The 24,215-nt window shown below is 65.6% G+C and carries 24 protein-coding genes; 11 read left to right on the top strand and 13 right to left on the bottom strand.

The window, feature by feature from the left end; translation table 11 throughout:
* Positions 1–263: 263 nt before the first annotated feature.
* The 3 genes from O6Y00_RS07685 to bfr all read left to right on the top strand — a co-directional run bounded on the left by O6Y00_RS07685 (position 264) and on the right by bfr (position 2,385).
* Positions 264–1,514 carry a DUF418 domain-containing protein gene (locus O6Y00_RS07685; RefSeq protein WP_353442005.1) on the top strand — a complete coding sequence of 417 codons (1,251 nt, stop codon included), beginning with the start codon at positions 264–266 and terminating at the stop codon, positions 1,512–1,514.
* Positions 1,515–1,595: 81 nt separating this feature from the next.
* The gene (locus tag O6Y00_RS07680) at positions 1,596–1,766 is read left to right on the top strand and encodes a (2Fe-2S)-binding protein (RefSeq protein ID WP_082441433.1); all 171 of its coding nucleotides are present in this window, start codon (positions 1,596–1,598) and stop codon (positions 1,764–1,766) included.
* Between the two features lie 103 nt (positions 1,767–1,869).
* A complete protein-coding gene (bfr, locus tag O6Y00_RS07675) occupies positions 1,870–2,385 on the top strand; it encodes a bacterioferritin (RefSeq protein ID WP_056486959.1) in 516 nt (171 codons plus the stop codon).
* Between the two features lie 185 nt (positions 2,386–2,570).
* Here the strand turns inward: bfr and O6Y00_RS07670 are convergent, their stop codons facing one another.
* The 10 genes from O6Y00_RS07670 to secG form a co-directional block, all read right to left on the bottom strand.
* On the bottom strand, positions 2,571–3,008 hold the full coding sequence (locus tag O6Y00_RS07670) for an Hpt domain-containing protein (protein WP_353442250.1): 438 nt from the start codon (positions 3,006–3,008) through the stop codon (positions 2,571–2,573).
* A gap of 84 nt (positions 3,009–3,092) precedes the next feature.
* Complete coding sequence (locus O6Y00_RS07665) at positions 3,093–3,311, bottom strand: sulfurtransferase TusA family protein (RefSeq protein WP_353442004.1); 219 nt, start codon at positions 3,309–3,311, stop codon at positions 3,093–3,095.
* Between the two features lie 3 nt (positions 3,312–3,314).
* On the bottom strand, positions 3,315–4,700 hold the full coding sequence (gene der / locus O6Y00_RS07660) for a ribosome biogenesis GTPase Der (protein WP_056062647.1): 1,386 nt from the start codon (positions 4,698–4,700) through the stop codon (positions 3,315–3,317).
* A 210-nt stretch (positions 4,701–4,910) separates the two neighbouring features.
* Entirely contained in the window at positions 4,911–6,233 is a 1,323-nt protein-coding gene (locus tag O6Y00_RS07655; RefSeq protein WP_353442003.1) for a PQQ-binding-like beta-propeller repeat protein, read from the bottom strand.
* Positions 6,230–6,958, bottom strand: coding sequence for a tetratricopeptide repeat protein (locus tag O6Y00_RS07650; protein WP_353442002.1), 729 nt, complete (start codon positions 6,956–6,958; stop codon positions 6,230–6,232). The genes O6Y00_RS07655 and O6Y00_RS07650 overlap by 4 nt, the downstream gene beginning before the upstream one ends.
* A gap of 72 nt (positions 6,959–7,030) precedes the next feature.
* Positions 7,031–7,891 carry a 3-methyl-2-oxobutanoate hydroxymethyltransferase gene (gene panB, locus O6Y00_RS07645; protein ID WP_353442001.1) on the bottom strand — a complete coding sequence of 287 codons (861 nt, stop codon included), beginning with the start codon at positions 7,889–7,891 and terminating at the stop codon, positions 7,031–7,033.
* Positions 7,892–7,939: 48 nt separating this feature from the next.
* Complete coding sequence (locus O6Y00_RS07640) at positions 7,940–8,338, bottom strand: hypothetical protein (protein WP_353441999.1); 399 nt, start codon at positions 8,336–8,338, stop codon at positions 7,940–7,942.
* Between the two features lie 234 nt (positions 8,339–8,572).
* Positions 8,573–11,038, bottom strand: coding sequence for a TonB-dependent receptor (locus tag O6Y00_RS07635; protein ID WP_353441998.1), 2,466 nt, complete (start codon positions 11,036–11,038; stop codon positions 8,573–8,575).
* 400 nt (positions 11,039–11,438) lie between these two features.
* Entirely contained in the window at positions 11,439–13,073 is a 1,635-nt protein-coding gene (locus O6Y00_RS07630; protein WP_333921847.1) for a CTP synthase, read from the bottom strand.
* 85 nt (positions 13,074–13,158) lie between these two features.
* Entirely contained in the window at positions 13,159–13,554 is a 396-nt protein-coding gene (gene secG, locus O6Y00_RS07625; RefSeq protein WP_133030593.1) for a preprotein translocase subunit SecG, read from the bottom strand.
* Between the two features lie 246 nt (positions 13,555–13,800).
* On the opposite strand from secG, the gene O6Y00_RS07620 reads away from it, so the two are divergent.
* The 8 genes from O6Y00_RS07620 (at position 13,801) to eda (ending at position 21,288) form a co-directional block, all read left to right on the top strand.
* Positions 13,801–14,133, top strand: coding sequence for a MarR family transcriptional regulator (locus O6Y00_RS07620; RefSeq protein ID WP_056050858.1), 333 nt, complete (start codon positions 13,801–13,803; stop codon positions 14,131–14,133).
* Positions 14,057–14,479, top strand: coding sequence for an SH3 domain-containing protein (locus tag O6Y00_RS07615; protein WP_353441997.1), 423 nt, complete (start codon positions 14,057–14,059; stop codon positions 14,477–14,479). Before O6Y00_RS07620 ends, O6Y00_RS07615 begins: the two co-directional genes overlap by 77 nt.
* A complete protein-coding gene (argC, locus tag O6Y00_RS07610; RefSeq protein WP_353441996.1) occupies positions 14,476–15,399 on the top strand; it encodes an N-acetyl-gamma-glutamyl-phosphate reductase in 924 nt (307 codons plus the stop codon). Before O6Y00_RS07615 ends, argC begins: the two co-directional genes overlap by 4 nt.
* 45 nt (positions 15,400–15,444) lie before the next feature.
* On the top strand, positions 15,445–16,908 hold the full coding sequence (zwf, locus tag O6Y00_RS07605; RefSeq protein WP_353441995.1) for a glucose-6-phosphate dehydrogenase: 1,464 nt from the start codon (positions 15,445–15,447) through the stop codon (positions 16,906–16,908).
* A 125-nt stretch (positions 16,909–17,033) separates the two neighbouring features.
* Positions 17,034–17,738 (top strand): 6-phosphogluconolactonase, encoded by a 705-nt coding sequence (gene pgl, locus O6Y00_RS07600; RefSeq protein WP_056062623.1) that lies wholly within the window; start codon positions 17,034–17,036, stop codon positions 17,736–17,738.
* 2 nt (positions 17,739–17,740) lie between these two features.
* Positions 17,741–19,555 carry a phosphogluconate dehydratase gene (gene edd, locus O6Y00_RS07595; RefSeq protein WP_353441994.1) on the top strand — a complete coding sequence of 605 codons (1,815 nt, stop codon included), beginning with the start codon at positions 17,741–17,743 and terminating at the stop codon, positions 19,553–19,555.
* Positions 19,556–19,702: 147 nt separating this feature from the next.
* Positions 19,703–20,671 (top strand): glucokinase, encoded by a 969-nt coding sequence (gene glk / locus O6Y00_RS07590; protein WP_332755289.1) that lies wholly within the window; start codon positions 19,703–19,705, stop codon positions 20,669–20,671.
* Positions 20,668–21,288, top strand: coding sequence for a bifunctional 4-hydroxy-2-oxoglutarate aldolase/2-dehydro-3-deoxy-phosphogluconate aldolase (gene eda, locus O6Y00_RS07585; protein ID WP_353441993.1), 621 nt, complete (start codon positions 20,668–20,670; stop codon positions 21,286–21,288). The genes glk and eda overlap by 4 nt, the downstream gene beginning before the upstream one ends.
* Before the next feature lie 159 nt (positions 21,289–21,447).
* Here the strand turns inward: eda and mltG are convergent, their stop codons facing one another.
* The 3 genes from mltG to O6Y00_RS07570 all read right to left on the bottom strand — a co-directional run bounded on the left by mltG (position 21,448) and on the right by O6Y00_RS07570 (position 24,141).
* A complete protein-coding gene (gene mltG / locus O6Y00_RS07580; protein ID WP_353441992.1) occupies positions 21,448–22,416 on the bottom strand; it encodes an endolytic transglycosylase MltG in 969 nt (322 codons plus the stop codon).
* 104 nt (positions 22,417–22,520) lie between these two features.
* On the bottom strand, positions 22,521–23,783 hold the full coding sequence (fabF, locus tag O6Y00_RS07575) for a beta-ketoacyl-ACP synthase II (protein WP_353441991.1): 1,263 nt from the start codon (positions 23,781–23,783) through the stop codon (positions 22,521–22,523).
* Positions 23,784–23,904: 121 nt separating this feature from the next.
* Complete coding sequence (locus tag O6Y00_RS07570) at positions 23,905–24,141, bottom strand: acyl carrier protein (protein ID WP_031393971.1); 237 nt, start codon at positions 24,139–24,141, stop codon at positions 23,905–23,907.
* Positions 24,142–24,215: the final 74 nt, after the last annotated feature.

Raw genomic sequence — 24,215 nt, 5'->3', positions numbered from 1 at the left:
GATACCCGTCAAACCGCCCTGTCCTACACCACCCCAATATGCCAGCGTCGAACCATGACCGAAGCATTACAATCCTACCGCGCTACCAAGACGCCGAGCCCGAACCCGAACGTCGATCGAGCACTGCTGAGGTCCGTCCGACCCACCCAGCACCAACCACTCTTACAGTGCAGCCAAACGCGACCACGTCATGGCTCAACCCCTATAACGCCCCGCAAAATGCTGCACCAGCGTCTGCACCTCGTGCACTTCCGGCATTCCGCATGACCCCCGCCCCCACCAGGATCGCCACGCTAGACCTCATCCGAGGCGTCGCCGTCATGGGCATCCTGGCCGCCAACATTGCCGCGTTCGGCTTCCCCGAATTCGCCTACATGACCCCCGCTTCGATGGGCTGGCCGAGCACGCCCGACCTGATCGCCTGGACCACCACCTTCATCGTCATAGACGGCAAGATGCGCGGGCTGTTCTCGTTACTGTTCGGCGCGTCGATGCTGCTGGTCATCGACCGTGCGGAGGCGAGCGGCGAAGACCCGGCGACCGTCCACCTGCGCCGCATGGCGTGGCTGTTCGTGTTCGGCATCGCGCATCTGTACCTGCTGTGGTGGGGCGACATCCTCGCGCACTACGCGCTGGTCGGCGCGCTCGCGTACATGTTCGCCCGGTTGCCGGTCCGCTGGCTGATCGGCGTCGGGCTCGCCTGCATCGCGCTCCAGACGGTCGAGCTGACGACGCTCGTCGCCTACGCGTTCGACCTTCACGCCGCCGCGCACCGGCCCGGCGCAACGGCGCGGATCATCGCCAACTGGCAATCGCTGGCGGATCAGTTCGGCCAGCCCTCCCCCGCCGGTGTCGAGCGCGAACTGGCCATCGGGCGCGGCGGATGGAGCGATATGGTCGCGTGGCGCTGGCGACACGCGGTCGGGCCTATCACGTCGCTGACCGCCACCGGCCCGGAAACGCTCGGCTTCATGCTGCTCGGCATGGCCGGGTTGCGATCCGGCTTCCTGACCGGCGAATGGTCCCGGAAGCGCTATGCCGTCGTAGCCGCCGCCGGCATCACGATCGGCTGGGCCGCCTACGCCGCCATCGCGACCTTCGACATCGCCCACGGGTTCGACGCACGGTACGTCGCCCTGTCGTGGTTGACGCTTGCCACCCCGCTGAGGCCGCTCACGATCATTGGCTATGCGGCCGCGATCATCCTGCTCGCACGACCCGGCGGCTGGCTGACGACTCGCGTCTCCGCGGCGGGTCGGATGGCGTTCTCCAACTATCTCGGCACGACGCTGATCTGCACCACCATCTTCTACGGCTACGGCTTCGGACTGTACGGCGACCTCTCCCGCGCCCAGCTATACCTCGTCGTCGTGCCGATCTGGTTGCTGATGCTCGCCTGGTCGAAGCCGTGGCTCGACCGCTTCCGCTACGGTCCGCTCGAATGGCTATGGCGCAGCCTCTCCCGCTTCGCGTGGCAGCCGATGCGCGGTTCGGCGTTCACGGCCAACCGATGACGCTATTTGCGAATAAGACGCAAAACAGCTTGCGAGTGGTTCGCATTATCCGTATCCCATGCTTACAGCTAGGGAGTTCCCATGGTCGTCTGCGTTTGCAATGCCATACGAGAATCCGACGTTCGCAACTGCGCACGCGGCGGTTGCACTACACCGTGCCAGGCCTTTCGTTCGATGGGTCGGAAACCGAAATGCGGCCAGTGCACGTCGATAGCGCGAGCTATTATCGACGAGGAACGCGCCGCTGCATAAGCGTCGCAACAGCTAAGAAAGCCCGGAAAACCGCCATTTTTGGGGGTTGTGCTAATCTGTGTCAGCCCGCTACATGCTCCTCAGAGGTGACGGAGATATGGCCATGCGCGGCGACCCACAAGTAATCGAATTCCTGAACGAGGCGCTCAAGAACGAGCTGACCGCGGTCAACCAATATTGGCTCCATTACCGGATGCTCGAGCATTGGGGCGTCTACAAGCTCGCCCAGTATGAGCGGATGGAATCGATCGACGAGATGAAGCACGCCGACTGGCTGTCGGAGCGCATCCTGTTCCTCGATGGCCTGCCGAACTTCCAGCTGCTTGGCCGCCTCCGCATCGGCGAGACCGTCGAGGAGGTCCTGAAGTCGGATCTGGCACTCGAAGTCGAGGCTACCGTCCAGCTCAAGGGCGCGATCTCGTACTGCGAAGAGGTCAAGGATTACATCAGCCGCGATCTGTTCGCGCGCATCCTCGCCAGCGAGGAAGAGCATGTCGACACGCTCGAGCGCCAGTTCGAGATGATCGCGCGGATGGGTATCCACAACTATATCCAGCTTAACTCGATCTCGGAACATGATTCGCCAAAGGCTGGCGCGGCTCCGTATCTGAAGGGCTGAACTGCAGGCGATGCCGGTGATCCGGTGTCGCCTGCCTTACGGAGACGCTCGATCCTCCCCCGCCAGGGGGAGGTGGCGCCGAAGGTGACGGAGGGGGAGGACGCGCAACAGCGGCGATCCCTTACCGCCCCCTCCATCAGGCTGATGCCTGCCACCTACCCCCGGCGGGGGAGGATCGAGTCTTCCTAGTCTTCGCCGAACCCGGTCGGGACGGCACGACGCCCAAACCCGCCCGCAACGGGCTTCCGCGCGACGAGCGGATTGGCTTCCCGTTCCAGCAACGTGAGCGTCTCTTCGAACAGCGGCCGCAGCTGGACGATATGCTCCAGCGCCTCCTCCGGCGTATCCTGCATTTCCACGCAGTCCCGTGCGATCGACTCGATCGCCTCGGCGCGGTCGGCCAACGGTTCCGCGCCGAACTGCCGCGCCTCGCCCTTCAGCGTGTGTGCGGGGATTACCATCGCCGCCGCATTGCGTGCGCGCATTGCCGCTTCGATCGCCGCGACCGACTTCACGCCGTCCTCGCGAAAATACCCGAGGATACGGCCAAATCCCGCGCCAAGATCGCTCCGCGCCTGCGCGAATGCCGGCCAGTCGATCAGGGTGCTTCCTTCGAACGACACTTTCGCCTTCTCCCATTGGGCAAACAGCGCCGTGAAGGTCAGACCTGACCAATACACCGTTTGGGTAAACACAGTGTTGTCATACTAAAGACAAGTTACGACGAAGGACGGTGAATTTTGATCCAAAACGATCTTCATTTCCGCGCCAGACGCCGCGGCGACGGCCGCCAACTCGGTCGGAGCTTGCGGATCATCCGCCAGTATCTCGACGATCGTCGCACCATCTCGAAGCGCGCGTGCGAGCCGCACCGCAGGCCAGGGGCAGCGCATGCCCCTGGCATCGATACGGACGACGCCGGGCACTGCCTAGTGGCCGCCGCCGCCCTTGCCGTCGTCGTACGGATTCTTAGGTGCGCGGAACATCAGCCGCACCGGGACCGCGCCGAAGCCCAGATCCTTGCGCATTGAATTGACCAGATACCGCTCATAGCTTGCCGGCAGTTGATCGACGCGCGTGCCGAAGATGACGAAGCTCGGCGGACGTGTTTTGACCTGCGTGACGTAGCGCATCTTGATCCGCTTGCCGCCCGGCGCCGGCGGTGGCGTCGCCTCGATCGCGCGCTCGAACCAGCGGTTGAGCTCGCCGGTGCCGACGCGCTTCGACCATGCGTCGCGCGTGTCGAAACAGGCTTGTAGCAACTGGTCGATGCCCTTGCCGGTCGCGCCGGACACGGTCATCACGGTGACGCCCTTGACCTGGGACAGGCCGTCTTCGAGCGCACGCTTGACGCCATTGAACAGCGACGACGCGCTCTCGGCGATGTCCCATTTGTTGAGCGCGATGACGAGTGCACGCCCCTCCTGCAGCACCTTGTCGGCAATGCGGAGATCCTGCGCCTCAAGGCCCAGCGTGGCATCGAGCAGCAGCACGACGACCTCGGCGAAGTCGACCGCGTGGAGCGCGTCCTCGACCGACATCTTCTCGAGCTTGTCCTGCACCTTGGCCCGCTTGCGCATGCCGGCGGTGTCGATCAGCCGGACTTTCCGCGCTTCGCCACCGGTCGGGTGCCAATCGTAGTCGACGCTGATCGAATCGCGCGTGATGCCGGCTTCGGGGCCGGTGATCATGCGGTCTTCGCCGAGGATGCGGTTGACGAGCGTCGACTTGCCCGCGTTCGGACGACCGACGATCGCGAGCTTCAGCGGGCCTTCGTATTCGTTGTCGGGCTGTTCCTCGGGGGGTTCTTCCTTGCCTTCGAGCAAGGGCAGCAGGCCTTCGAACAGGTCGCCCATGCCTTCGCCGTGCTCGGCCGACAGTTGGACCGGGTCGCCGAAACCTAGTGCGAGCGATTCGAGGATGCCGTCTTCGCCGGCGCGGCCTTCGGCCTTGTTGGCAACGAGAAGGACGGGGACATCGGCGGTGCGGAGCCAGCGCGCGATTTCTTCGTCCAAGGGCACGATCCCGGCGCGGGCGTCGAACAGGAACAGCGCGACGTCGGCCTGCTCGACAGCCGCCTCGGTCTGCTGGCGCATCCGGCCGGGCAGCGTCTGCGCGTCGTGGTCTTCGTAACCCGCGGTATCGATGATGCGGAATTCGAGGCCGATCAGCGACGCATCGCCTTCGCGGCGGTCGCGCGTGACGCCGGGCCGGTCATCGACCAGCGCGAGCTTCTTGCCGACGAGGCGGTTGAACAGGGTCGACTTGCCGACATTGGGGCGGCCGACGATTGCGACCACGGGGAGTTTGGACATGGCAGGGCCCTTAGCGCGGGAACGCGCTGGCGTCACCTACGCTGGGTCGACATTAGAATCTTACGATCCTCCCCCGCCAGGGGGAGGTGTCACCGCAGGTGACGGAGGGGGAGGATACGGAACGTCGGTCGGCGCATACCTCCCCCTTCGTCTGGCGAGTGCCAGCCACCTCCCCCTGGCGGGGGAGGATTTCGCGCACCCGCGTTCGGGTCACCGGTACGCGGTGACCTTGCCCTTCTGGTCGAGCGTGTAGAGCGTCGAGTTGGCGACGATCGGCGGCAGCGAGAACGGCGTCTTCGTCTCGATCGTCGAGCTTACCGTGCCATCGCTCGGCGAGACGAAATTGATCTCACCGCGTGAGTTCGTCAGCACGAGGCGGTTGCCCGCCAGGATCGGCCCGAACCACGTGACCGCGTTGCTGCGCTTCTTCTCGTTCTGGAACCGCTTCAACTGCGCGATCCAGCGCGCCTTGCCGTTCGAACGCGACAGGCAGACGAGCTTGGCGTCGTCGGTGACCACGAACAGCCATTCGCCCGCGATCCACGGCGTCGAGATGCCCGCAAAATTCTGCTCCCACAGACGCTGGCCCGTCGACAGTTCGAGCGCGACCATGCGGCCGCCCTGCCCGACCGCATAGACGCGGCCGCCATCGATCACCGGTGCGGCGTCGATGTCGGACAGGCTCGACACCGAGGTGGTGACCGATGTCCGCGACAACGCGTCCTGCCAGAGGATGCGGCCGTTCTCGTAGCGATACGCGCTGAGTTCGCCGCTCGAGAAGCCGGCGACGACGGTGCCCTGACTGACCGCGGGGGCCGCGACGCCGAACACGCCCTGCGTTTCGAGCGTACCCGACTGGACCCACTGGACCTTGCCGTCGGTCTGGTTGAGCGAGAAGACCTGATTGTCCTGCGTCAGGACATAGACGGCGCCATTGGCGACGGTCGGCGAGCCCCGCAGCGGCGCGCCCGGCTTGGCACGCCACAGGATCTTTCCGTCCGCGGCACTCATCGCGACCACATCGCCGACGCCGTCGGTGGCGTACAGCTTGCCATCGTCATAGCTGACACCGCCGCCGAAACGCGCGGCACGGTTGATCTTGCCCTCGGTAATCCCCGCGCTCCACAGCGCCGCACCGGTATCGGCGGCAAACGCGTGGATCGTCGCGGTGACGTCGGTTACGAAGAGCTTCCCGTCGGCGACGACCGGGGCCGCACCGAGGCGCTCGCGGTTCGATCCGCCGTCGATCCCGGACTGCCAGAGGCGCTTGGGCTGGTCCGCGAGCGCAAGCTGGCCCATCGACTTGGCGGGGTTGCCGCCGGGCTGTGCCCACGCGTCGTTGACCGCGGGCGCGGGCAGCAGGACCTGGACGTCGGCGATCGTCTTGTCGGTCTCGACCTCGTTCTCGGACACGAGGATCGACACGCGGTCACCAACCGTCGGCGTCTTCTTGACGCCACCCTTGAATATCCCACAACCGCTGAGCGCCATCAGCGCGGCGACGGCGACCGTCACCCGATATGTCTTCATCATTGCGCCTTGGTATCCTCGTTTGATGCAGTCGGGATGTTCGCGCCCGTCGTCGCGACGGCATCCACACCCAGTACGCCCGCCATCTGAACCGCGCGTTGACGGATCGTTTCGGGCACGCCGCTGTCGCGGGCGATCTGGCCGAAGAGCGTTCCGGCCTGCTGCCGCTGGTTCATGCGGACATAGGCGATCGCGACCATCTCGCCGGCGCTGCCGAACCATGCCCCGCCGGGAACGGCGAGCGGACGGAGGCGCTCGACGACGACCTGCGGCTTGAGCGTATCGTATTCGGCCGAGGTCTGGCGGACCAGCGCGAGATCGCGGAACGGTTTCGCCAGCGACGTATCCGCGGCAATCGCGCCCAACCTCGCGGCGGCACCCTTCAGATCGTCCTTCTGAAGCAGGATGTCGGCCTGCGTGAACATCGCCAGCGCCCGGTACCCGTCGCGGTTCGACTTGGCGAGTTCGGCCAGCGGCTTCGACGCGGCAACGGCGTTGTTCGCACCGAGCGAGTCGTACGCGGCCTGAAGCTGTTCGCCCTCGACGCCGGCAGCCTCGGCATTGTGATGCTGCCAGTAGAGGAAACCGGCGAGTGCCGCGAGCGCGGCGACGACGCCGATCGCGACCCAGACGCCCCAGTTCGTCCAGAACCCGGCGAGTTTGTCACGACGGAGTTCTTCGTCGACCTCGCGCAGAAATGCTTCATCGGTTTTCGGCGGGAGGGCCAAGGACAGCTCCGGAATAAGTGAGGGGGTGAACGGCGCGGACCTTAGCCGCGCCGGGACCGAAACGGAAGCGGGTCAATCCTTGGGCGCGTAGACCTGCTCCGGCCCCGGAAATACGCGGGTTCGGACGTCCTCGGCATAGGTCTGCGCCGCGGACGAGATAGTATCGGCGATATCCGCGAACCGCTTCACGAACTTTGCGGTGCGATCGAACAGTCCGAGCATATCCTCTGCGACCAGCACCTGTCCGTCGCACTGCGCCGATGCACCGATACCGATCGTCGGGCACGCGATACTGTTGGTGATCTCTATCGCGATCGGTTCGACCACGCCTTCGATCACGAGCGCGAACGCCCCAGCCTCGGCGATGTCGACGGCATCGGTGACGATCTTGGCGGCTTCCTCGGGCGTGCGACCGCGCGCGCCGTAGCCGCCGAGCACGTTCACGGCTTGCGGGGTCAACCCGACATGACCCATCACCGGGATGCCGCGTTCGGTCAGGAACTTGACGGTCGGCGCCATCGCGGTGCCGCCTTCGAGCTTCACCGCCGCCGCGCCGGTCTGTTTCAGCAGATACGCAGCGCTCTCGAACGCCTTTTCGGGCGATGCCTCATAGCTGCCGAACGGCATGTCGATCACCACGACGGCGTGGTAGCTGCCGCGCACGACGGCGGCGCCATGTGCAGCCATCATCTCGAGCGTCACCGGCACGGTCGACGGCAGGCCGTATATGACCTGCCCCAGGCTGTCGCCGACCAGCAGCAAGTCGCAATGCGGATCGAGCAACTGCGCGTTGCGCACGGTGTAGGCGGTCAGCATGACGAGCGGCGTCTTGCCCTTCTGGCGGCGGATCGCTGGGATCGTCAGGCGCTTGAGCGGGGCCGGCATGGGATTGGCGCGACTCGTCGCGGTGTCGAGGGTGTAAGTCGTGGACATGGCGGCACTAGTAGCGTGCGGCTCGGCGCTCGCCCAGTGTCGTACGTGTCATACTGCCCACCCCTTCAGCCGGGCATGACCGACCAGCCAGAGGGTGAAGGCCGCGACCGCGATGATGACGAAGGGCAAGCCCAGCGTCTCGCTAGCGCCCTTGTGCGCGACGATGTCGGTCGAGGCGAACAGCCAGCCGAACTGTGCGATCGTCGCCACCAGCGAGGCGATCAGGAACGGACGCGCGTTGGCGCGCCGCATGAACAACAGCACCGCACCGACGAGGCCGGTCAGCACCGCGATGGCAAACAGCGGATCGTACCAGTTGGGCAACGCGGCATAGAGCGCGCGATCATAGGCGGTCGCATGGCCCATCGCGTCGGCCCCGAGCCGGAACTGTTGCAGGCACATGAAACAGCCGACGAGCCCCCAAAGCACGAGGACACCGGTCGTCAATCGAAACCACAAGGGTCCCTGTCGCACGAAGAACATACCGCCGCCCCTGTCTATTTCAGGGCACCAGACTGCGCCCCGCCGCAGCTGGACGCAATAGGCTGCCAATTGGCGGCAAGATGTCGTTGTTTCGGAACCGGAGAGACATCGGGAGCTTCCGACTGCGATGTCTCTCCGGGCCGTGATTACCGTGTAGTCCGTTCAATCTGAACGCCCCGTGACGAACAGGGCCGCCGATCAGAACGAGCGCGAGACGGTCAGGCCATAGGTGCGGGGATCGCCGGGCTGGCCGACGACCAGACCGGTGCTGCCGGACTGGAGCGCGAGCACTTCGTAATATTTCTCGTCGAACGCGTTGCGCAGCCAGCCGAACACGTTCCAGCTGTCCTTCGCCTTGAATCCCAGGCGGAAGTTGCTGATCGCATAGCCGTTGATATCGGTGTAGAGCGAGCGCGATGGGTTCGACGAGAAGGTCGAGCGGTAGCTGCCGTCATAGCCGAGATACACCTGGCCATCGAGCCCGCCGATCGTGGCTGGCAGGTCGTATTCCGCACCGTACGAGAACGCCCATTTCGACACGCCAGGCAGGCGCTGGCCGGAGATGTCGCAGTTCTGCGGGCTGATCCCGCCGGGGGTACCGGGCGCGCTCGGCGTCTGGCCGGTGGTCGCGGTGGTGCCCCCCGACAGTTCGGGCGGGCACGGCGCATCGACGAACTTGACGTATTTCGCGTCGGTATAGGCACCGTTGGCGTAGACATTGAAGCGGTCGGTCGGACGAAAGGCCGAATCGAACTCGAGCCCGCGGGTGCGGACCTTGCCCGCGTTGGCGAGATAGCCGCGGAGCACGCCGAGCTGGCCGTTGGTGACGGTCGCCTGATAGTCGGAGATCTCGGTCCAGAACCCGGCGATGTTAAGGGTCACGCGGCGATCGAGAAGCTGCGTCTTGAGGCCGAGTTCGTAATGGTTGACCTTTTCCGGCTTGACCGTCGCGGCGGACAGGATCGGGGTGTTGCTGCCATCGAGCGGCAGGCCCGAGAGGTTGATACCGCCCGATTTGTAGCTGCGCGCGTATGTCGCGTAGGCGTGAATGTCGGACGTGACCGTGTAGGCGGCGGTGATGTCGCCCGACAGGTTCCAGTTGTCGAACTTCGGCTGATAGCTCTGCGGGGCCAGCACGCCGCGCTGATCCGCAGTCAGCGCGGTACCCGTGCCGTTGGTCACCAGCGAGACATAGTCGCCCTTCTTCTTGTCGTAGTTGAGCCGAAGGCCAGGCGAAATCTGGAACCGGTCGCTGACGTTCCAGGTCAGCTTGCCGAACAGCGCCGCGCTGGTGTTGGTGAAGCCGATCGTGTTGCGCGAAGTCAGCCCGTTCAAGGCCGCCGGGTTGCAGGCCGCAGTCGTCGCTGTCGCGCACCCGGTGGCGCCGGGTAGCACGCTGGCGCCCGGATTGAGCAGGAAGCGGCTCGCCGCCGGTCCCTGGACCTGCAGGCCCTGCGTATCGATCGTCTGGTAGAAATAGAATGCGCCGAGCACGTAATCGAGCGTGTGCTTGCCGTTCGAGGCGATCCGCAGCTCCTGGCTGTACTGCGTCTGCTGCGACGGGTTGGCGGACACGGTGGTGATCGGCAGGCCGATGAAATCGCGATCGTTCGATGGATCCCAGTGCCAGAACCGCCACGCGCTGACCGAGGTGATCGTCGCCGCGCCCAGATCCAGATTGCCGAGCAGCGATACCCCGCCCAGTTCCTGCTTCGCACGCAACGGCGTATCGATGTCGGTCACCCGATCGAACGCGTTGGTCGACGGCAAGACATAGCCCTGCGCGGCAGCAAGTGCGGCATATTGGCGGTTGAGCGGGCGCTGCGTTGCGCCGGTACGCGCGTAATATTGCACGCAGCAATTCGGATTCTGCTGGCCGTAATCGCCCGACAAGGCCAGATCGAGCGTGTCGGTCGGCTTCCAGTAGAGCTGCCCGCGGACGCTCTTGTTGTCCTGCGCGTTGAGGTTCTTGCCGGTAACGACGTTGCGGATCGTGCCGTCGCGCTCGGTTACTGCCGCCGACAGACGGATTGCGAGCTTGTCAGGGATCAGCGGGCCGGACACCGAGGCCTTGGCTTGAATGAATTGATAATTGCCGGTGGTGAGCTCGATCCGCGCCTCGGGCGTGAAGCTGGGTTTCCGCGTCGTGATGTTGATCGCGCCGGCGGTGGTGTTCTTGCCGTAGAGCGTGCCCTGGGGCCCGCGCAGGACCTCGATCCGCTCGGTGTCGGTGAAGTCGAACGTCGCAGACGCGATACGGCTGTAATAGACCTGGTCGACATAGATGCCGACGCCCTGTTCGATCCCGTCATTGGTCAGGCCGAACGGCGCGCCGAGCCCGCGGATGTTGGCGGCGGAATTGCGCGGGTTGGTGGAATAGAATTGCAGCGTCGGCTGAAGCTGCGTGAGACGGCTGACATTGTACGCGCCGGTTTCCGCCAGCGCGGTGCCGCCGATCACGGACATCGCGATGGGGACGGTTTGGATGGTTTCGGCACGGCGTCGCGCGGTGACGACGATATCGCCGCCGCCGCCCTGTTGCTGGTTGCCCAGGCGACCGGCAGACTGGTCGCCAGCGGGCGCCTGCGGAACGGTCGACTGGTCGGACGGCGTTGGTACGGTAGCGACCTGACCGGCCAGCAGCAGCGCAAGCGTAAGCGACATGAATTTTTCCCCTGAACCTCAGCGCGCAAAGTCTAGTAATTCGGGGGATGTTCAATGCGGGCTTGTCTTGGGGGGTGGAAAGCCGGGCTTCGCGGCGCGGCTTACAGGGGATGCCGGTGCCGTAACCGCGGACGCTGCGTCACCCCGGGCGTTTTCCAGGGACCACGGTTCCGCGGACTTACGGCCCTCAAGTGCGGCGCCGTGGATGCCGGAATGAGCCTGGCATCACGAAGGGCTCTGGCGAATTGCCAGCTACCGTCGCTCGATCTGATCCTCCCCCGCCAGGGGGAGGTGGCACCGAAGGTGACGGAGGGGGAGGACCACGAAACAGAGGTTTCCCTTGCCTCCCCCTCCGTCTGGCAAGCGCCAGCCACCTCCCCCTGGCGGGGGAGGATTCGAGTCAGACCAGGCGGCTCTGCTTGACCGCGGCTTCGATGAAGCTGGCGAAAAGCGGATGCGGGTCGAAGGGTTTGGACTTCAATTCCGGATGGAACTGAACGCCGACGAACCAGGGGTGGTCGGGACGTTCGACGATCTCCGGCAGCGTGCCGTCCGGGGACATGCCAGAGAACACGAGGCCACCCTGCTCCAAGGCTTCCTTGTACCCGGTGTTGACCTCGTAGCGGTGACGATGGCGCTCAGAGATCTCGGTGCCGCCGTAGATCGAGGCCACCACGCTGTTGCCGGTGAGCTTGGCATCATACGCGCCGAGCCGCATCGTGCCGCCCATGTCGCCTTCCGCCGCGCGCGTTTCGAGGCCTTCGCGGCCCATCCATTCGGTGATCATGCCGACCACAGGCTCGTCGGTCGGGCCGAACTCGGTCGACGACGCATTGGGGATCCCCGCGAGATCGCGCGCGCCCTCGACGCAAGCCATCTGCATGCCGAAGCAGATCCCGAAATACGGAATCTTCCGCTCGCGCGCGAACTTCACGGACGCAATCTTGCCCTCAGCGCCGCGCTCACCGAACGCGCCGGGGACGAGGATCGCGTCGCACGGCTCGAGTTGTCCGGCGATGTCGCTCTCGGCGTTCTCGAACAGCTCGGCGTCGATCCAGCGAACGTTGACCTTGACGCGATTCGCGATGCCGCCGTGGACCAAGGCTTCGTTGAGCGACTTGTATGCATCCTGGAGCCCGACATATTTGCCGACCACGCCGATCGTGACTTCTCCCTGCGGGTTGGTCAGCCGGTCCATGATCTCGGTCCAGCGCGACAGGTCGGGCGCCTCGGCGGGTTCGATCCCGAACGCGCGGAGCACTTCGATGTCGAGGCCTTCGCCGTGATACTGGAGTGGCACCGCGTAGATGCTCTTCGCGTCGAGCGCGGGGATGACCGCGCTGGCGGGGACGTTGCAGAACAACGCGATCTTGGCGCGCTCCGACGGCGGCAGCGGGTGCTCGCAGCGGCAGACGAGCACGTCGGGCTGCACGCCGAGCGCGGCGAGTTCGCGAACCGAATGCTGCGTCGGCTTGGTCTTCAGTTCGCCGGCGGCGGCGATGTACGGCACCAGCGTGACGTGGATGCTGATCGCGTTGCCGCGGCCTTCCTCGTTCTTGAGTTGGCGAATCGCCTCGATGAACGGCAGCGATTCGATATCGCCGACGGTGCCGCCGATCTCGCAGAGCACGAAGTCGATATCGTCGGTTTCGGCCCGCGCGAATGCCTTGATCGCGTCGGTGACGTGCGGAATGACCTGCACGGTCGCGCCGAGATAATCGCCGCGACGTTCACGCGTGATGATCTGCTGATAGATGCGGCCCGAGGTGACGTTGTCCGACTGGCGCGAGGGAACGCCGGTGAAGCGCTCGTAATGGCCGAGATCGAGGTCGGTCTCGGCTCCGTCGTCGGTGACGTAGACCTCGCCGTGCTGATACGGCGACATCGTGCCGGGATCGACGTTCAGATACGGATCGAACTTCCGAATCCTGACGGTATACCCGCGTGCCTGGAGGAGGGCGGCAAGCGATGCCGCCATGAGACCTTTACCGAGCGACGAGACCACGCCCCCGGTGATGAAAATGTACCGAGCCATGGGAAGAGTCTCGTAGCGTGTGTTGGGGACGAACGACAAGAGCCCCGCGGATCACGCAGGGGCCTTTTATCGGCGAATGGAGTGTTTAGCGGGCGAGTGGGACCGCGGAATTATCGGCCGGCGTGGTGGTCCCGGCGGGGACACCCGCGTTTTCAGCGCCACCGGCGAACGGCGCCGCATCACCCTTGGGCTGCGCGGTCGGAACGGCCGTCGCCGCTGCCGGGGTGCGGGCGAGCGACGTGTCGATCGTGGTCGTCCGGTGATTCGCCGCGAGGACCGCGAGCAAGATCGAGAACAGCACGAACATCGTCGCGAGAACGCCGGTCGCGCGGGTCAGGAAATCGGCCGCGCCGCGTGCCGACATCAGGCCCGACGGACTGCCGCCCATACCCAGACCGCCGCCTTCCGAGCGCTGCATGAGGATCACCGTGACGAGGGCGGCCGCGATGATCGCGTGGATGACGAGCAGAAAGGCGAACATTGCGCGGAAAACCCCGGAACTTTTGCGAAGGCGCGCACATAGGCGACGTCGCGGTTTCGATCAACCGGGCGATCGACCGCGGCGCTGCCTCCGCATATCGCAAGCCAATCGCAAAACTACGGAAACATGACGTCCGGGCGGCGTTGTGAACCCGTAATGACGCTCATGACTGGGTATCGTGCATATAAATTCAGATGGCGGATCAACGCTGTGGCATCAATGGCAGCCAATACCTTATCGACCTGGATGACCGCTCTGGTGGATTATGTCCGCTCGGGTGAACCCGATCTGACCAATCGTCAGATGGCGCTTCTTCTGCTCGTTTATCTGAAACCGGGGCCACATACGGTGCGCGGCCTGGCCCGTGCGCTCAACGTATCGAAGCCGGTCGTCACGCGCGCCTTGAACAGATTGGGTGCCCTCGGCTATCTGCGCCGGCAACGCGACGATAGCGACAAGCGCAACATCTTCGTCGCGCGCACGACCGAAGGGGCAGATTTTCTTGAAGAGTTCGGGCAATTCATCGGCGACGGCCCCGCCCCTGCTGGTTCCAACGGGCGCGCAGCCGCTCACGCTTGAGCCGTTCGACGACCAGGCCCGCACGAGCTTTTCGCTGACGGGCCGCTCGGTCGACCTCGACCCGCGCACCCACGCGGTCCGCCGCGATATCGCCGACATTCGCCTCGCCGAATACGTATTCGCTCCACACTATGCCGTGCCGATGATACGGCCCGTCGCGCGCACAGCTTTGTTGCGCAGCGGACGAGACGAAGCGAGCGATACGATGGTTGACCTCAAGCCCGGCGACAGTTTCGAAGTGCTGGAAATCGCGGGCGTTTCCGCGTGGGGCGTTGCGCGTCCGAGCGGGCTGGTCGGCTATGTCGAAGCCGCTGCGCTCGACCTTTCGACGACGGACGCGGCATGACGACGGTCTTCATCGATGGGGCTGTCGGAACCACCGGGCTCGAGATCCGCGAACGGCTCGCCGGGCGGACCGACATCACGCTGGCGCTGCTGCCTGGGGATCGTCGCAAGGATCCGGCGGCACGGCGCGAGGCGCTGAACGATGCCGATTTCGTCATCCTCTGCCTGCCGGACGACGCATCGCGCGAAGCCGTCACGCTGATCGACAATGCGCGCACCCGCGTCATCGACGCATCGAGCGCACACCGGGTCGCCACTGGCTGGACCTACGGCTTCCCCGAGTTGCCGGGCCAGGCCGAGAAGATCTCGACCGCGATGCGCGTGTCGAACCCCGGCTGCTATCCCACCGGTTTCCTCGCGCTCGTCGCGCCTCTGGTCGCGGCCGGTCTCATCCCCGCCGACCTCCCGCTGAGCGTCAATGCGACCTCGGGTTACTCCGGTGGCGGCAAGGCGATGATCGCAGCGTTCGAGAATGGCGAGCCGGCGACGGCCTTCCGCGCCTACGCGCTAGGCCTCGCGCACAAGCATATCGCCGAGATGACGCAGCATGCAGGCCTAACGCACGCGCCTATCTTCGCGCCTGCGGTAGCAAACACGTATCGCGGCATGGTCGTCGAAGTGCCGTTGCACCTCCACGCCCTGCCCGGCCGCCCCACGCTCGCGGCGATCGAAGACGTGTTGCGCGCCGCATTCGATGGCTCAAAGCTCGTCTCGGTTGCCCCCGGCGATATCGGCTCGGTCGATATCGAGGAGAATGCAGGGACCGATCGGCTGACGCTGCGGGTCTGCGGCAACGATGCGGTCGGCCACGCACGACTGGTCGCGACGCTCGACAATCTGGGCAAGGGTGCCGGCGGTGCCGCGGTCCAGAACCTCAACATCATGGCCGGGGTCGATCCCGTAGCCGGCCTCGTTTTCTAGGACCGGCGTTTTCCGCCCGGTTCATCGCCACATCCAGGAGCTTCCATGCACCGTAATCCCGTAGCCAAGCTGCTCCTGTTCGGCGCGACCGGCGATCTCGCACAGCGCATGCTGCTGCCGTCGCTCTATGGCCTGCACGCCGATGGTCTGCTGCCCGAGGAACTGACGATCACCGGCGCCGCGCGTCACGAGCATGACGACAAGGATTACCGCAAGTTCGCCAAGAAGGCGCTCGACGAGTTCCTGCCCGAGGATCGGAAGGACGAAGGCGCGATCGGGACGTTCCTCGACCGGATCTTCTATCAGCCGACCGACCTGTCGGACCCTGCGAGCTTCCAGCCGCTGGCGGACAAGATCGGCGATATCTCCGGCGGTCTGGCGATCTACCTGTCGACCGCGCCGTCGCTGTTCGAATCGGCGATCGAGGGGCTGCACAAGGTCGGGCTTGCTGGCGAGACAGTCCGCGTCGGCCTCGAGAAGCCGCTCGGTTACGACCTGGAGACGAGCCGCGAGATCAACGATGCGGTGGCGAAGGCTTTCCCCGAGGACCGGACCTACCGGATCGATCATTATCTCGGCAAGGAAACCGTCCAGAACATCCTCGCGCTGCGCTTCGGCAACTCGTTCTTCGAGCCGGTGTGGAATGCGCAGGGGATCGACAACGTCCAGATCACGATCTCCGAGACGGTCGGGCTGGAAGAGCGGGCAGGCTATTACGAGACCGCGGGTGCGTTGCGCGACATGGTCGCCAACCACATGCTCCAGCTGCTCGCGCTGATCGCCATGGAGCCGCCTGCGCGCTTCGAGGGCACCGACGTCCGCGACGAGAAGTCGAAGGTTTTCCGCTCGTTGCGACTGATCAAGCCCGAGGAAGTGCCGCACGTTACCGTCACCGGCCAGTACGGCGAAGGCGCGGTAAAGGGGAAGTTCGTCAAGAGCTACTCCGACGAACTCGGTCAGCCTTCGACGACCGAGACGTTCGTCGCGATCAAGGCGCATGTCGACAACTGGCGCTGGCAGGGCGTGCCGTTCTACCTGCGCACCGGCAAGCGCATGGCGACGCGTCGCAGCGAGATCGCGATCCAGTTCAAGGCGGTGCCGCATTCGATGTTCGCCGGGCGTGGCGGGTTGCTCCAGCCTAACATGCTGATCATCCGCCTTCAGCCGGAGGAGTATATTCAGCTGCTGGTGATGGCGAAGGAGCCGGGTCTCGACCGCGAGGGCGTCCGCCTGCGCGAAGTGCCGCTGAACCTCAGCATGGATGCCGAGTTCGCAGGGTCGCGTCGGCGGATCGCGTATGAGCGGCTGCTGCTCGACCTGATCGAGGGCGACCAGACGCTGTTCGTGCGGCGTGACGAGGTCGAGGCGCAGTGGACCTGGATCGACGCGATCCGCGAGGGCTGGAAGGCCAACGCGATGAAGCCCAAGAGCTATGCCTCGGGTAGCTGGGGTCCGTCGGCGGCGATCGCGCTGACCGAGCGCGACGGCGTGACCTGGCAGGACGACTGAGTTTCAGAGGGGGAATAATATCCCCTGCCCGTTCGCCCTGAGCGAAGTCGAAGGGTCCGCCCGTTTGGGGTAATGTCCTTCGACTTCGCTCAGGACGAACGGAAAAGTTTTCAAGGAAAGATCGAATGACCGAAATCGAATGGTGGGAATATGACGACGCGGGCGAGCTCGCCAACGCGGTCGCAGGCGATATCCAGTTCGTCATCGAGAGCGCACTCGACGCGCGCGGGTCGGCGGTGATCGCGCTGGCGGGCGGCAAGACGCCGTTCGCCGCGTATGAGAAGCTCGCCCAGGCAAAGCTCGACTGGAAGAAGGTCACGATCATTCCCGGCGACGAACGGATCGTGAAGCTCGGCGATCCGCTGTCGAACGTCACTGCGCTGGCGAAGATCTTCCTCCCCAAGGGCGCGCGCGTGAAGCCGATCGTTCCCGAGGCGATGTCGGACTACAAGGCTGCCGGGCGCTCGGCGGATGCGCTGATGCAGGACCTGCACTGGCCGCTCGACTTCTGCCTGCTCGGCATGGGCGGCGACGGACATACCGCGTCGATCTTCCCCGGCCCCGATTACGACGAGGCGCTGAGCGGTCCGAAGGAACGCCGCGCGCTCGGCGTGATGCCCGATCCGCTGCCGCCCGAGGCTCCGCTGGCGCGCGTCACGCTCTCGGCGGCGGCGATCGCTTCGTCGAAGGCGCTGATGATCATGATCACCGGCGACGCGAAGAAGAAGGTCCTCGAGCAGGCGATCGAACAGGGGCCGTCGTCGTCCTATCCGATCGGCCGCGTGCTGGCTGAGGTCGAGCTGCCGGTCGACGTGCACTGGGCACCGTGACGATGCTGAACGCCGTCGTCTCCGCGGTTACCGACCGGATCATCGAGCGGTCTCGCGAGAGCCGCGCCGCCTATCTCGCGCTGATCGAACGCGAGGCCGCAGCGCAGGTCCGACGTCCCGGTCTTGGCTGCGCGAACCTCGCGCACGCCTATGCCGGGACCGAAGAAGACCGCGACGCGATGAAGGCCGATGCCGGCATGAACATCGGCATCGTCACCGCATATAACGACATGCTGTCGGCCCACGCGGTCTATTATCGCTACCCGGAACTGATGAAGATCTGGGCGCGCGAAGCGGGGGCGACGGCGCAGGTCGCGGGCGGCGTGCCGGCGATGTGTGACGGCGTGACGCAGGGCTATCCAGGCATGGAGCTGTCGCTGTTCAGCCGCGATACGATCGCGCTGAGCACCGCGATTGCCTTGTCGCACGGCACCTTCGAAGGTGCGGCTTTGCTCGGCATCTGCGACAAGATCGTCCCTGGGCTGCTGATGGGCGCGCTGCGCTTTGGGCATCTGCCGATGGTGCTGATCCCCGGCGGTCCGATGCCGACCGGCTTGCCCAACAAGGCGAAGGCGGCGGTCCGCGAGAAATTCGCCGAGGGGCTGGTCGGGCGTGACGAGCTGCTCGAAGCCGAGATCGGCGCCTATCATTCGAAGGGCACGTGCACCTTCTACGGCACCGCGAACACCAACCAGATGATGATGGAGGTGATGGGCCTCCACATGCCGGGTGCGGCGTTCGTCAATCCGGGCACCAAGCTGCGCCAGGAACTGACGCGGGCGGCGGTGCACCGGCTGGCGAAGATCGGCGCGCGCGGCGATTCGTACCGGCCGCTCGGGCATTGCGTCGACGAGAAGGCGATCGTGAACGCCGCGGTCGGCCTGCTCGCGACGGGGGGCTCGACCAACCATCTGCTCCATGTGCCGGCGATTGCTCGCGCGGCGGGGATCATCATCGACTGGGAGGATTTCGACCGCCTCTCCTGCGCGGTGCCGCTGATCGCGCGGGTGTATCCCAACGGCTCGGCCGACGTGAACGCGTTCGAGGCTGCCGGGGGCATGCCCTATGTGATCCGCGAGTTGCTCGGCGAAGGGTTGTTGCACGGCGACATCATGACGATCGGTGGCGACGACCTGTCGGCCTATGCGAAGACCGCGGTCGTCGAGGGCGACACGCTCGGCTGGCGCGATACGCCTGATAGCGGCGACGAGACGATCCTGCGTCCTGCGACGGCGCCGTTCTCGCCGGATGGCGGGATGCGGATCCTCGCGGGCAATATCGGCCGTGCGTGCATCAAGGTGTCGGCGGTCGAGCGCGAACGCTGGATCGTCGAGGCGCCTGCGATGGTGTTCGACGACCAGCTCGACGTGATCGAGGCGTTCAAGCGGGGCGAGCTGGAGAAGGACGTCGTTGTCGTCGTCCGCTTCCAAGGGCCGCGCGCGAACGGGATGCCGGAGCTGCACAAGCTGACGCCACCGTTGGGCGTTTTGCAGAATCGTGGGTTCAAGGTGGCTCTGGTCACCGACGGGCGGATGTCGGGGGCAAGTGGCAAGGTGCCGTGCGCGATCCATTGCTCGCCCGAGGCGCTGCTCGACGGCGCGATCGGGTTGATCCGCGATGGCGACATGATCCGGGTGGACGCTGTGAATGGCACGCTCGAGGCACTGGTCGATGCCGACGTGTGGGCAACGCGCGAGATGGTCGCGGTACCGCCGCCAGTGAGCGGCATGGGTCGCGAGCTGTTCGGGATGTTCCGCGGGCTGGCCGACGAGGCCGAGAAGGGTGCGTCGGCGATGCTGGCGGGCGCTGGGCTTTAGAACGTCACACACGCCGCCGTCACCTCGGCCACACCCCGTCATCCCGGCGAAAGCCGGGACCTCGCACCACGGGGACGGACTATGCGGCCTGAGATCCCAGCTTTCGCTGGGATGACGGGGGGACAATAATAATAGACGGAGGATGACATGGAAATCGTAGCGGCAGATATCGGCGGGACGCATGCGCGCTTCGCGATCGCCGAGGTCGAGAATGGCCGCGTCGTGTCGCTCGGTGAGCCGGCGACGCTGAAGACTGCGGACCACGCGTCGCTGCAGACCGCGTATCAGGCGTTCGAGGCAGGGCTCGGCCGCCCCCTCCCCCGTGCACTGGCGATCGCGGTCGCGTCGCCGGTCGCCAACGACGTCATCCGGCTGACCAACAACCCGTGGATCATCCGCAAGTCGCTGATCACCGAGCGTCTGAAGGCCGACCAGTGGGTGGTCGTCAACGATTTCGGCGCGGTCGGTCATGCCGTCGCGCAGGTGCCGAGCAGCGATTTCATCCATCTCTGCGGGCCCGATACGCCGCTGCCCTCCGAGGGCATCACGACGATCTGTGGCCCCGGCACCGGGCTCGGCGTCGCGCAGCTGCTGCGGCGAAGGAACGGCTACCAGGTCCTGGAGACCGAGGGTGGCCACATGGACTTCGCCCCGCTCGATGGGATCGAGGATGCGTTGCTGAGCCGCCTGCGCAAGACGTTCACGCGCGTCTCCGCCGAGCGCGTCGTTGCCGGCCCCGGCATCGTCGCGATCTACGAGACGCTTGCCGCGCTGGAGGGCCGCGCGGTTCCCAGCCATGACGACAAGACGATCTGGACCGAGGCGATCGACGGCACCGATTCGATCGCGCTGGCCGCGCTCGACCGGTTCTGCCTCGCGCTCGGTGCGGTCGCGGGCGATCTGGCGCTCGCACAGGGCGCCAAGGCGGTCGTGATCGCGGGCGGTCTCGGCTTCCGGATCAAGGATCGCCTGATCCGCTCGGGCTTCGACCAGCGCTTCGTCGCCAAGGGCCGCTTCCAGGGCATGATGGCGGCGATGCCCGTCAAGCTCATCACCCATCCCCAGCCCGGCCTGTTCGGCGCCGCGGCCGCCTTCGCACAGGAACACACCCAATGACCGCCAACTCGACCGTCACCATCGCAGACATCATGCAGACCAGCGCCGTCATCCCGGTGCTGGTGATCGAGGATGCGGCGCTCGCACGTCCGCTCGCCGAGGCGCTGGTCGCAGGTGGCTTGCGCGTGCTCGAGGTGACGTTGCGCACCGGCGCCGCGCTCGAGGCGATCGCCGAGATGAAGAAGGTGCCGGGCGCGATCGTCGGCGCGGGTACCGTCGTCAACACCCAGCAGTTCGCGCGGGTCCGGGACGCTGGCGCGGAATTCATCGTCTCGCCGGGGCTGACCGAACGCCTTGCCACGCCGATCATCGAGAGCGGCGTTCCGTTCCTGCCGGGGATCGCCAACGCGGCGGACATCATGACCGGGCTCGACCTGGGGCTGACGCACTTCAAGTTCTTTCCGGCCGAAGCGAATGGCGGGTTGAAGGCGCTCAAGGCTCTGGCCGCGCCGTTCTATCAGTGCAGCTTCTGCCCGACCGGCGGCATCACCGAGGCGAGCGCGCCCGACTGGCTGGCGTTCAAGCCGGTGCTCTGCGTCGGCGGGAGCTGGGTGACCGGCGGGACGATGGCCGAGATCGAGATCAAGGCACGCGCGGCCAACGCGTTGCGGGGGTAAATCCTCCCCGGTACGGGGAGGGGGACCGCGACGCGTAGCGGCGGGGTGGAGGGGGAGCGCCAAGAGCGTACCGCCTGCCGTAGTCGCCGCTGCTGGTACGCTCGCGGTAAGCCCCCTCCACCATCCTGCGGATGGTCCCCCTCCCCGTTCCGGGGAGGATTACATCTCGCCGCGGGCTTTGCGGATCGCGTACCATTTCTTCACGTTGGCGTTGTGTTCGGCCAGCGTGTTCGCGAACACGTGGCCGCCGGTCCCATCCGCGACGAAATACAGCGCCTGGGTCTGCGCCGGGTCGAGCACTGCGTCGATCGAGGCGCGGCCGGGATTGGCGATCGGGCCGACCGGCAGGCCGGCTTCGGCATAGGTGTTGTAGCCGTTCTTCGCATGCAGTTCCGACCGCAGGATGCGTCGGCCCAGCGGGCGGCCCTTGGTAATCGGGTAGATCACGGTAGGGTCGGCCTGGAGCGGCATGCCGCCCCGCAGGCGGTTGCCGTACACCGCGGCGACGGTGCGGCGTTCGGACGGCTTGCCGGTTTCCTTCTCGACGATCGAGGCGAGGATGATCGCCTGTTCGGGCGTCGTCACCGCGATGCCGGGCTGGCGCGCAGCCCAGGCGGTGGCGAGGTAGGTCTTCATCGCCGCCTGCATCCGCATGACGACCGAGGCGCGGGTGTCGCCGGCCTGGAAGGCGTAGCTGTCGGGGAGGATCGAGCCTTCCGCCGGAACCGGCACGGTGCCGGTCAGGCCGTCGGCTTTCATCAGCGCGTCGTGGACGAGGACCGAGGGGTAGCCTTCGGGGACGACGACGAGGCGCTGGACGACCTTGCCGCCTTGCATCAGCTTGAGAATGTCGGACTGGCTGGTGTGTGGCGCGATGCGGTATTCACCGGCCTTGATCGGGTCGCCCGAGCCGAACACGCGTGCATACAAACGGAAGCGGCGGGCCGAGGGGATCGCGCCGGCCTTTTCGAGTTCGCTGGCAGCACCGGCCAGCGTGCTGCCTTCTCCGATCTGCACGGTCAGCGTGCGGGGCGCTGGACCGGCGCCGCCCCAGCCCTGGACGACGAGGAACAGCGCTACGACTGCCGCCAAGCCGATGATCAATCCGAGACAACCGACCTTACGCATTGGTACTCCTTGGATCCCCGCGAAGGCGGGGACCCAGTCTGGGCCCCGCCTTGGGCCCCATCGAAGTATTACTTCGATGGGTTACCCTTCGCGGGGGAACAGGATTACTGGACCTTCGTCATCACCAGCGACGCATTCGTTCCGCCGAAGCCGAACGAGTTGTTCAGCACCGCGCGGACTTCACGCTTCTTGGCCACGTGCGGGACGAGATCGACCCCCACGCAGCTGTCGCTCGGATTGTCGAGGTTCAGCGTCGGCGGGACGATCTGGTCGCGCAGCGCGAGGATGCAGAAGATGCTCTCGACCGCACCGGCACCACCAAGCAGATGGCCGATCGCCGACTTGGTCGACGACATCGACAGACCCGAGATCGCATCGCCGAACAGGCGACGCACCGCGCCCAGCTCAAGCTCGTCGCCAAGCGGAGTCGAGGTGCCGTGCGCGTTGATGTAGTCGATGTCCTCGAGCGCGAGGCCCGACTTCCGAATCGCCATCTGCATCGAGCGGAACGCGCCGTCGCCTTCCGGATGCGGCGCGGTCACATGGTACGCGTCGCCCGACAGACCGTAGCCGATCACCTCGGCATACATCTTCGCGCCGCGTGCCTTCGCGTGCTCATACTCCTCGAGCACCAGCACACCTGCGCCCTCGCCCATCACGAAGCCGTCGCGGTCCTTGTCGTACGGACGCGAGGCCTTCTCGGGCGAGTCGTTGAAGTTGGTCGACAGCGCGCGGGCCTGTGCGAACCCGGCGATGCCGAGCGGGCAGACGGTACCCTCCGCGCCGCCCGCGAGCATCACGTCGGCGTCGTCCATCGCGATCATCCGCGCTGCATCGCCAATCGCGTGCGCGCCGGTCGAGCAGGCGGTGACGACCGCGTGATTCGGACCGCGCAGGCCGTATTTGATCGAGACCTGACCTGAGATCAGGTTGATCAGACGACCATGGACGAAGTGCGGCGAGACACGGCGCGGGCCCTTGGTGTGGAGCACGATCGATTCGCTCTCGATACCCGGCAGGCCGCCGATGCCCGAGCCGATCGAGACGCCGGCACGCCAGCTCTCTTCAAGCGTCATTTCGGTCAGCCCGGCGTCTTCCAGAGCCTGGCCAGCGGCGTCGATGCCGTAGATGATGAACGGATCGACCTGGCGCTGGACCTTGTGATCCACCCGCTTGCCGGGGTCGAAGCCATATTCGTGGTCGGCCGGTTTCACCTCGCAAGCGATGCGGCACACCTGATCCGACGCGTCGAAGCGCGTGATCGGGCCCGCACCTGATTTGCCGGCGAGGATATTCGCCCAGGCCGTTTCAACATCCGCCCCAAGGGGGGTGACCAGGCCTAGCCCGGTTACGACGACACGCCGCATGGCTTCAAACTCCGTCTGCTCTCAAAACGAAACGGCTCCCCGCCCTCTTTGCCCAAGGACGGGGAGCCGCTCAAATCACACCCTTCAGGGCAGGTCCAAAGGTTTGAACCCTAGACCCTGATCAGGCCTTGTGCTCGTCGATATAGGTGATCGCGTCCTTGACGGTCGCGATCTTCTCGGCGGCATCATCGGGGATCTCGACACCGAATTCTTCCTCGAACGCCATGACGAGTTCGACGATGTCGAGGCTGTCTGCGCCCAGGTCGTCGATGAAGCTCGCGTCCTCGGTCACCTTGTCGGCTTCGACGCCGAGATGCTCGACGACGATCTTCTTCACGCGGTCAGCTGTCTCGCTCATGGTAGTTCCCTCTTCAAATCTGGGGGTTTTCGGTATTTCCTGAACGCACCTAGAACGCGGCAGTTCAGCGCGCA

The organism is Sphingomonas faeni (assembly GCF_040407565.1).
GTDB lineage: Bacteria > Pseudomonadota > Alphaproteobacteria > Sphingomonadales > Sphingomonadaceae > Sphingomonas > Sphingomonas faeni_F.
The sequence above is the reverse complement of the archived record's forward strand: the minus strand, read 5'-3'. Positions and strand labels throughout refer to the sequence as shown.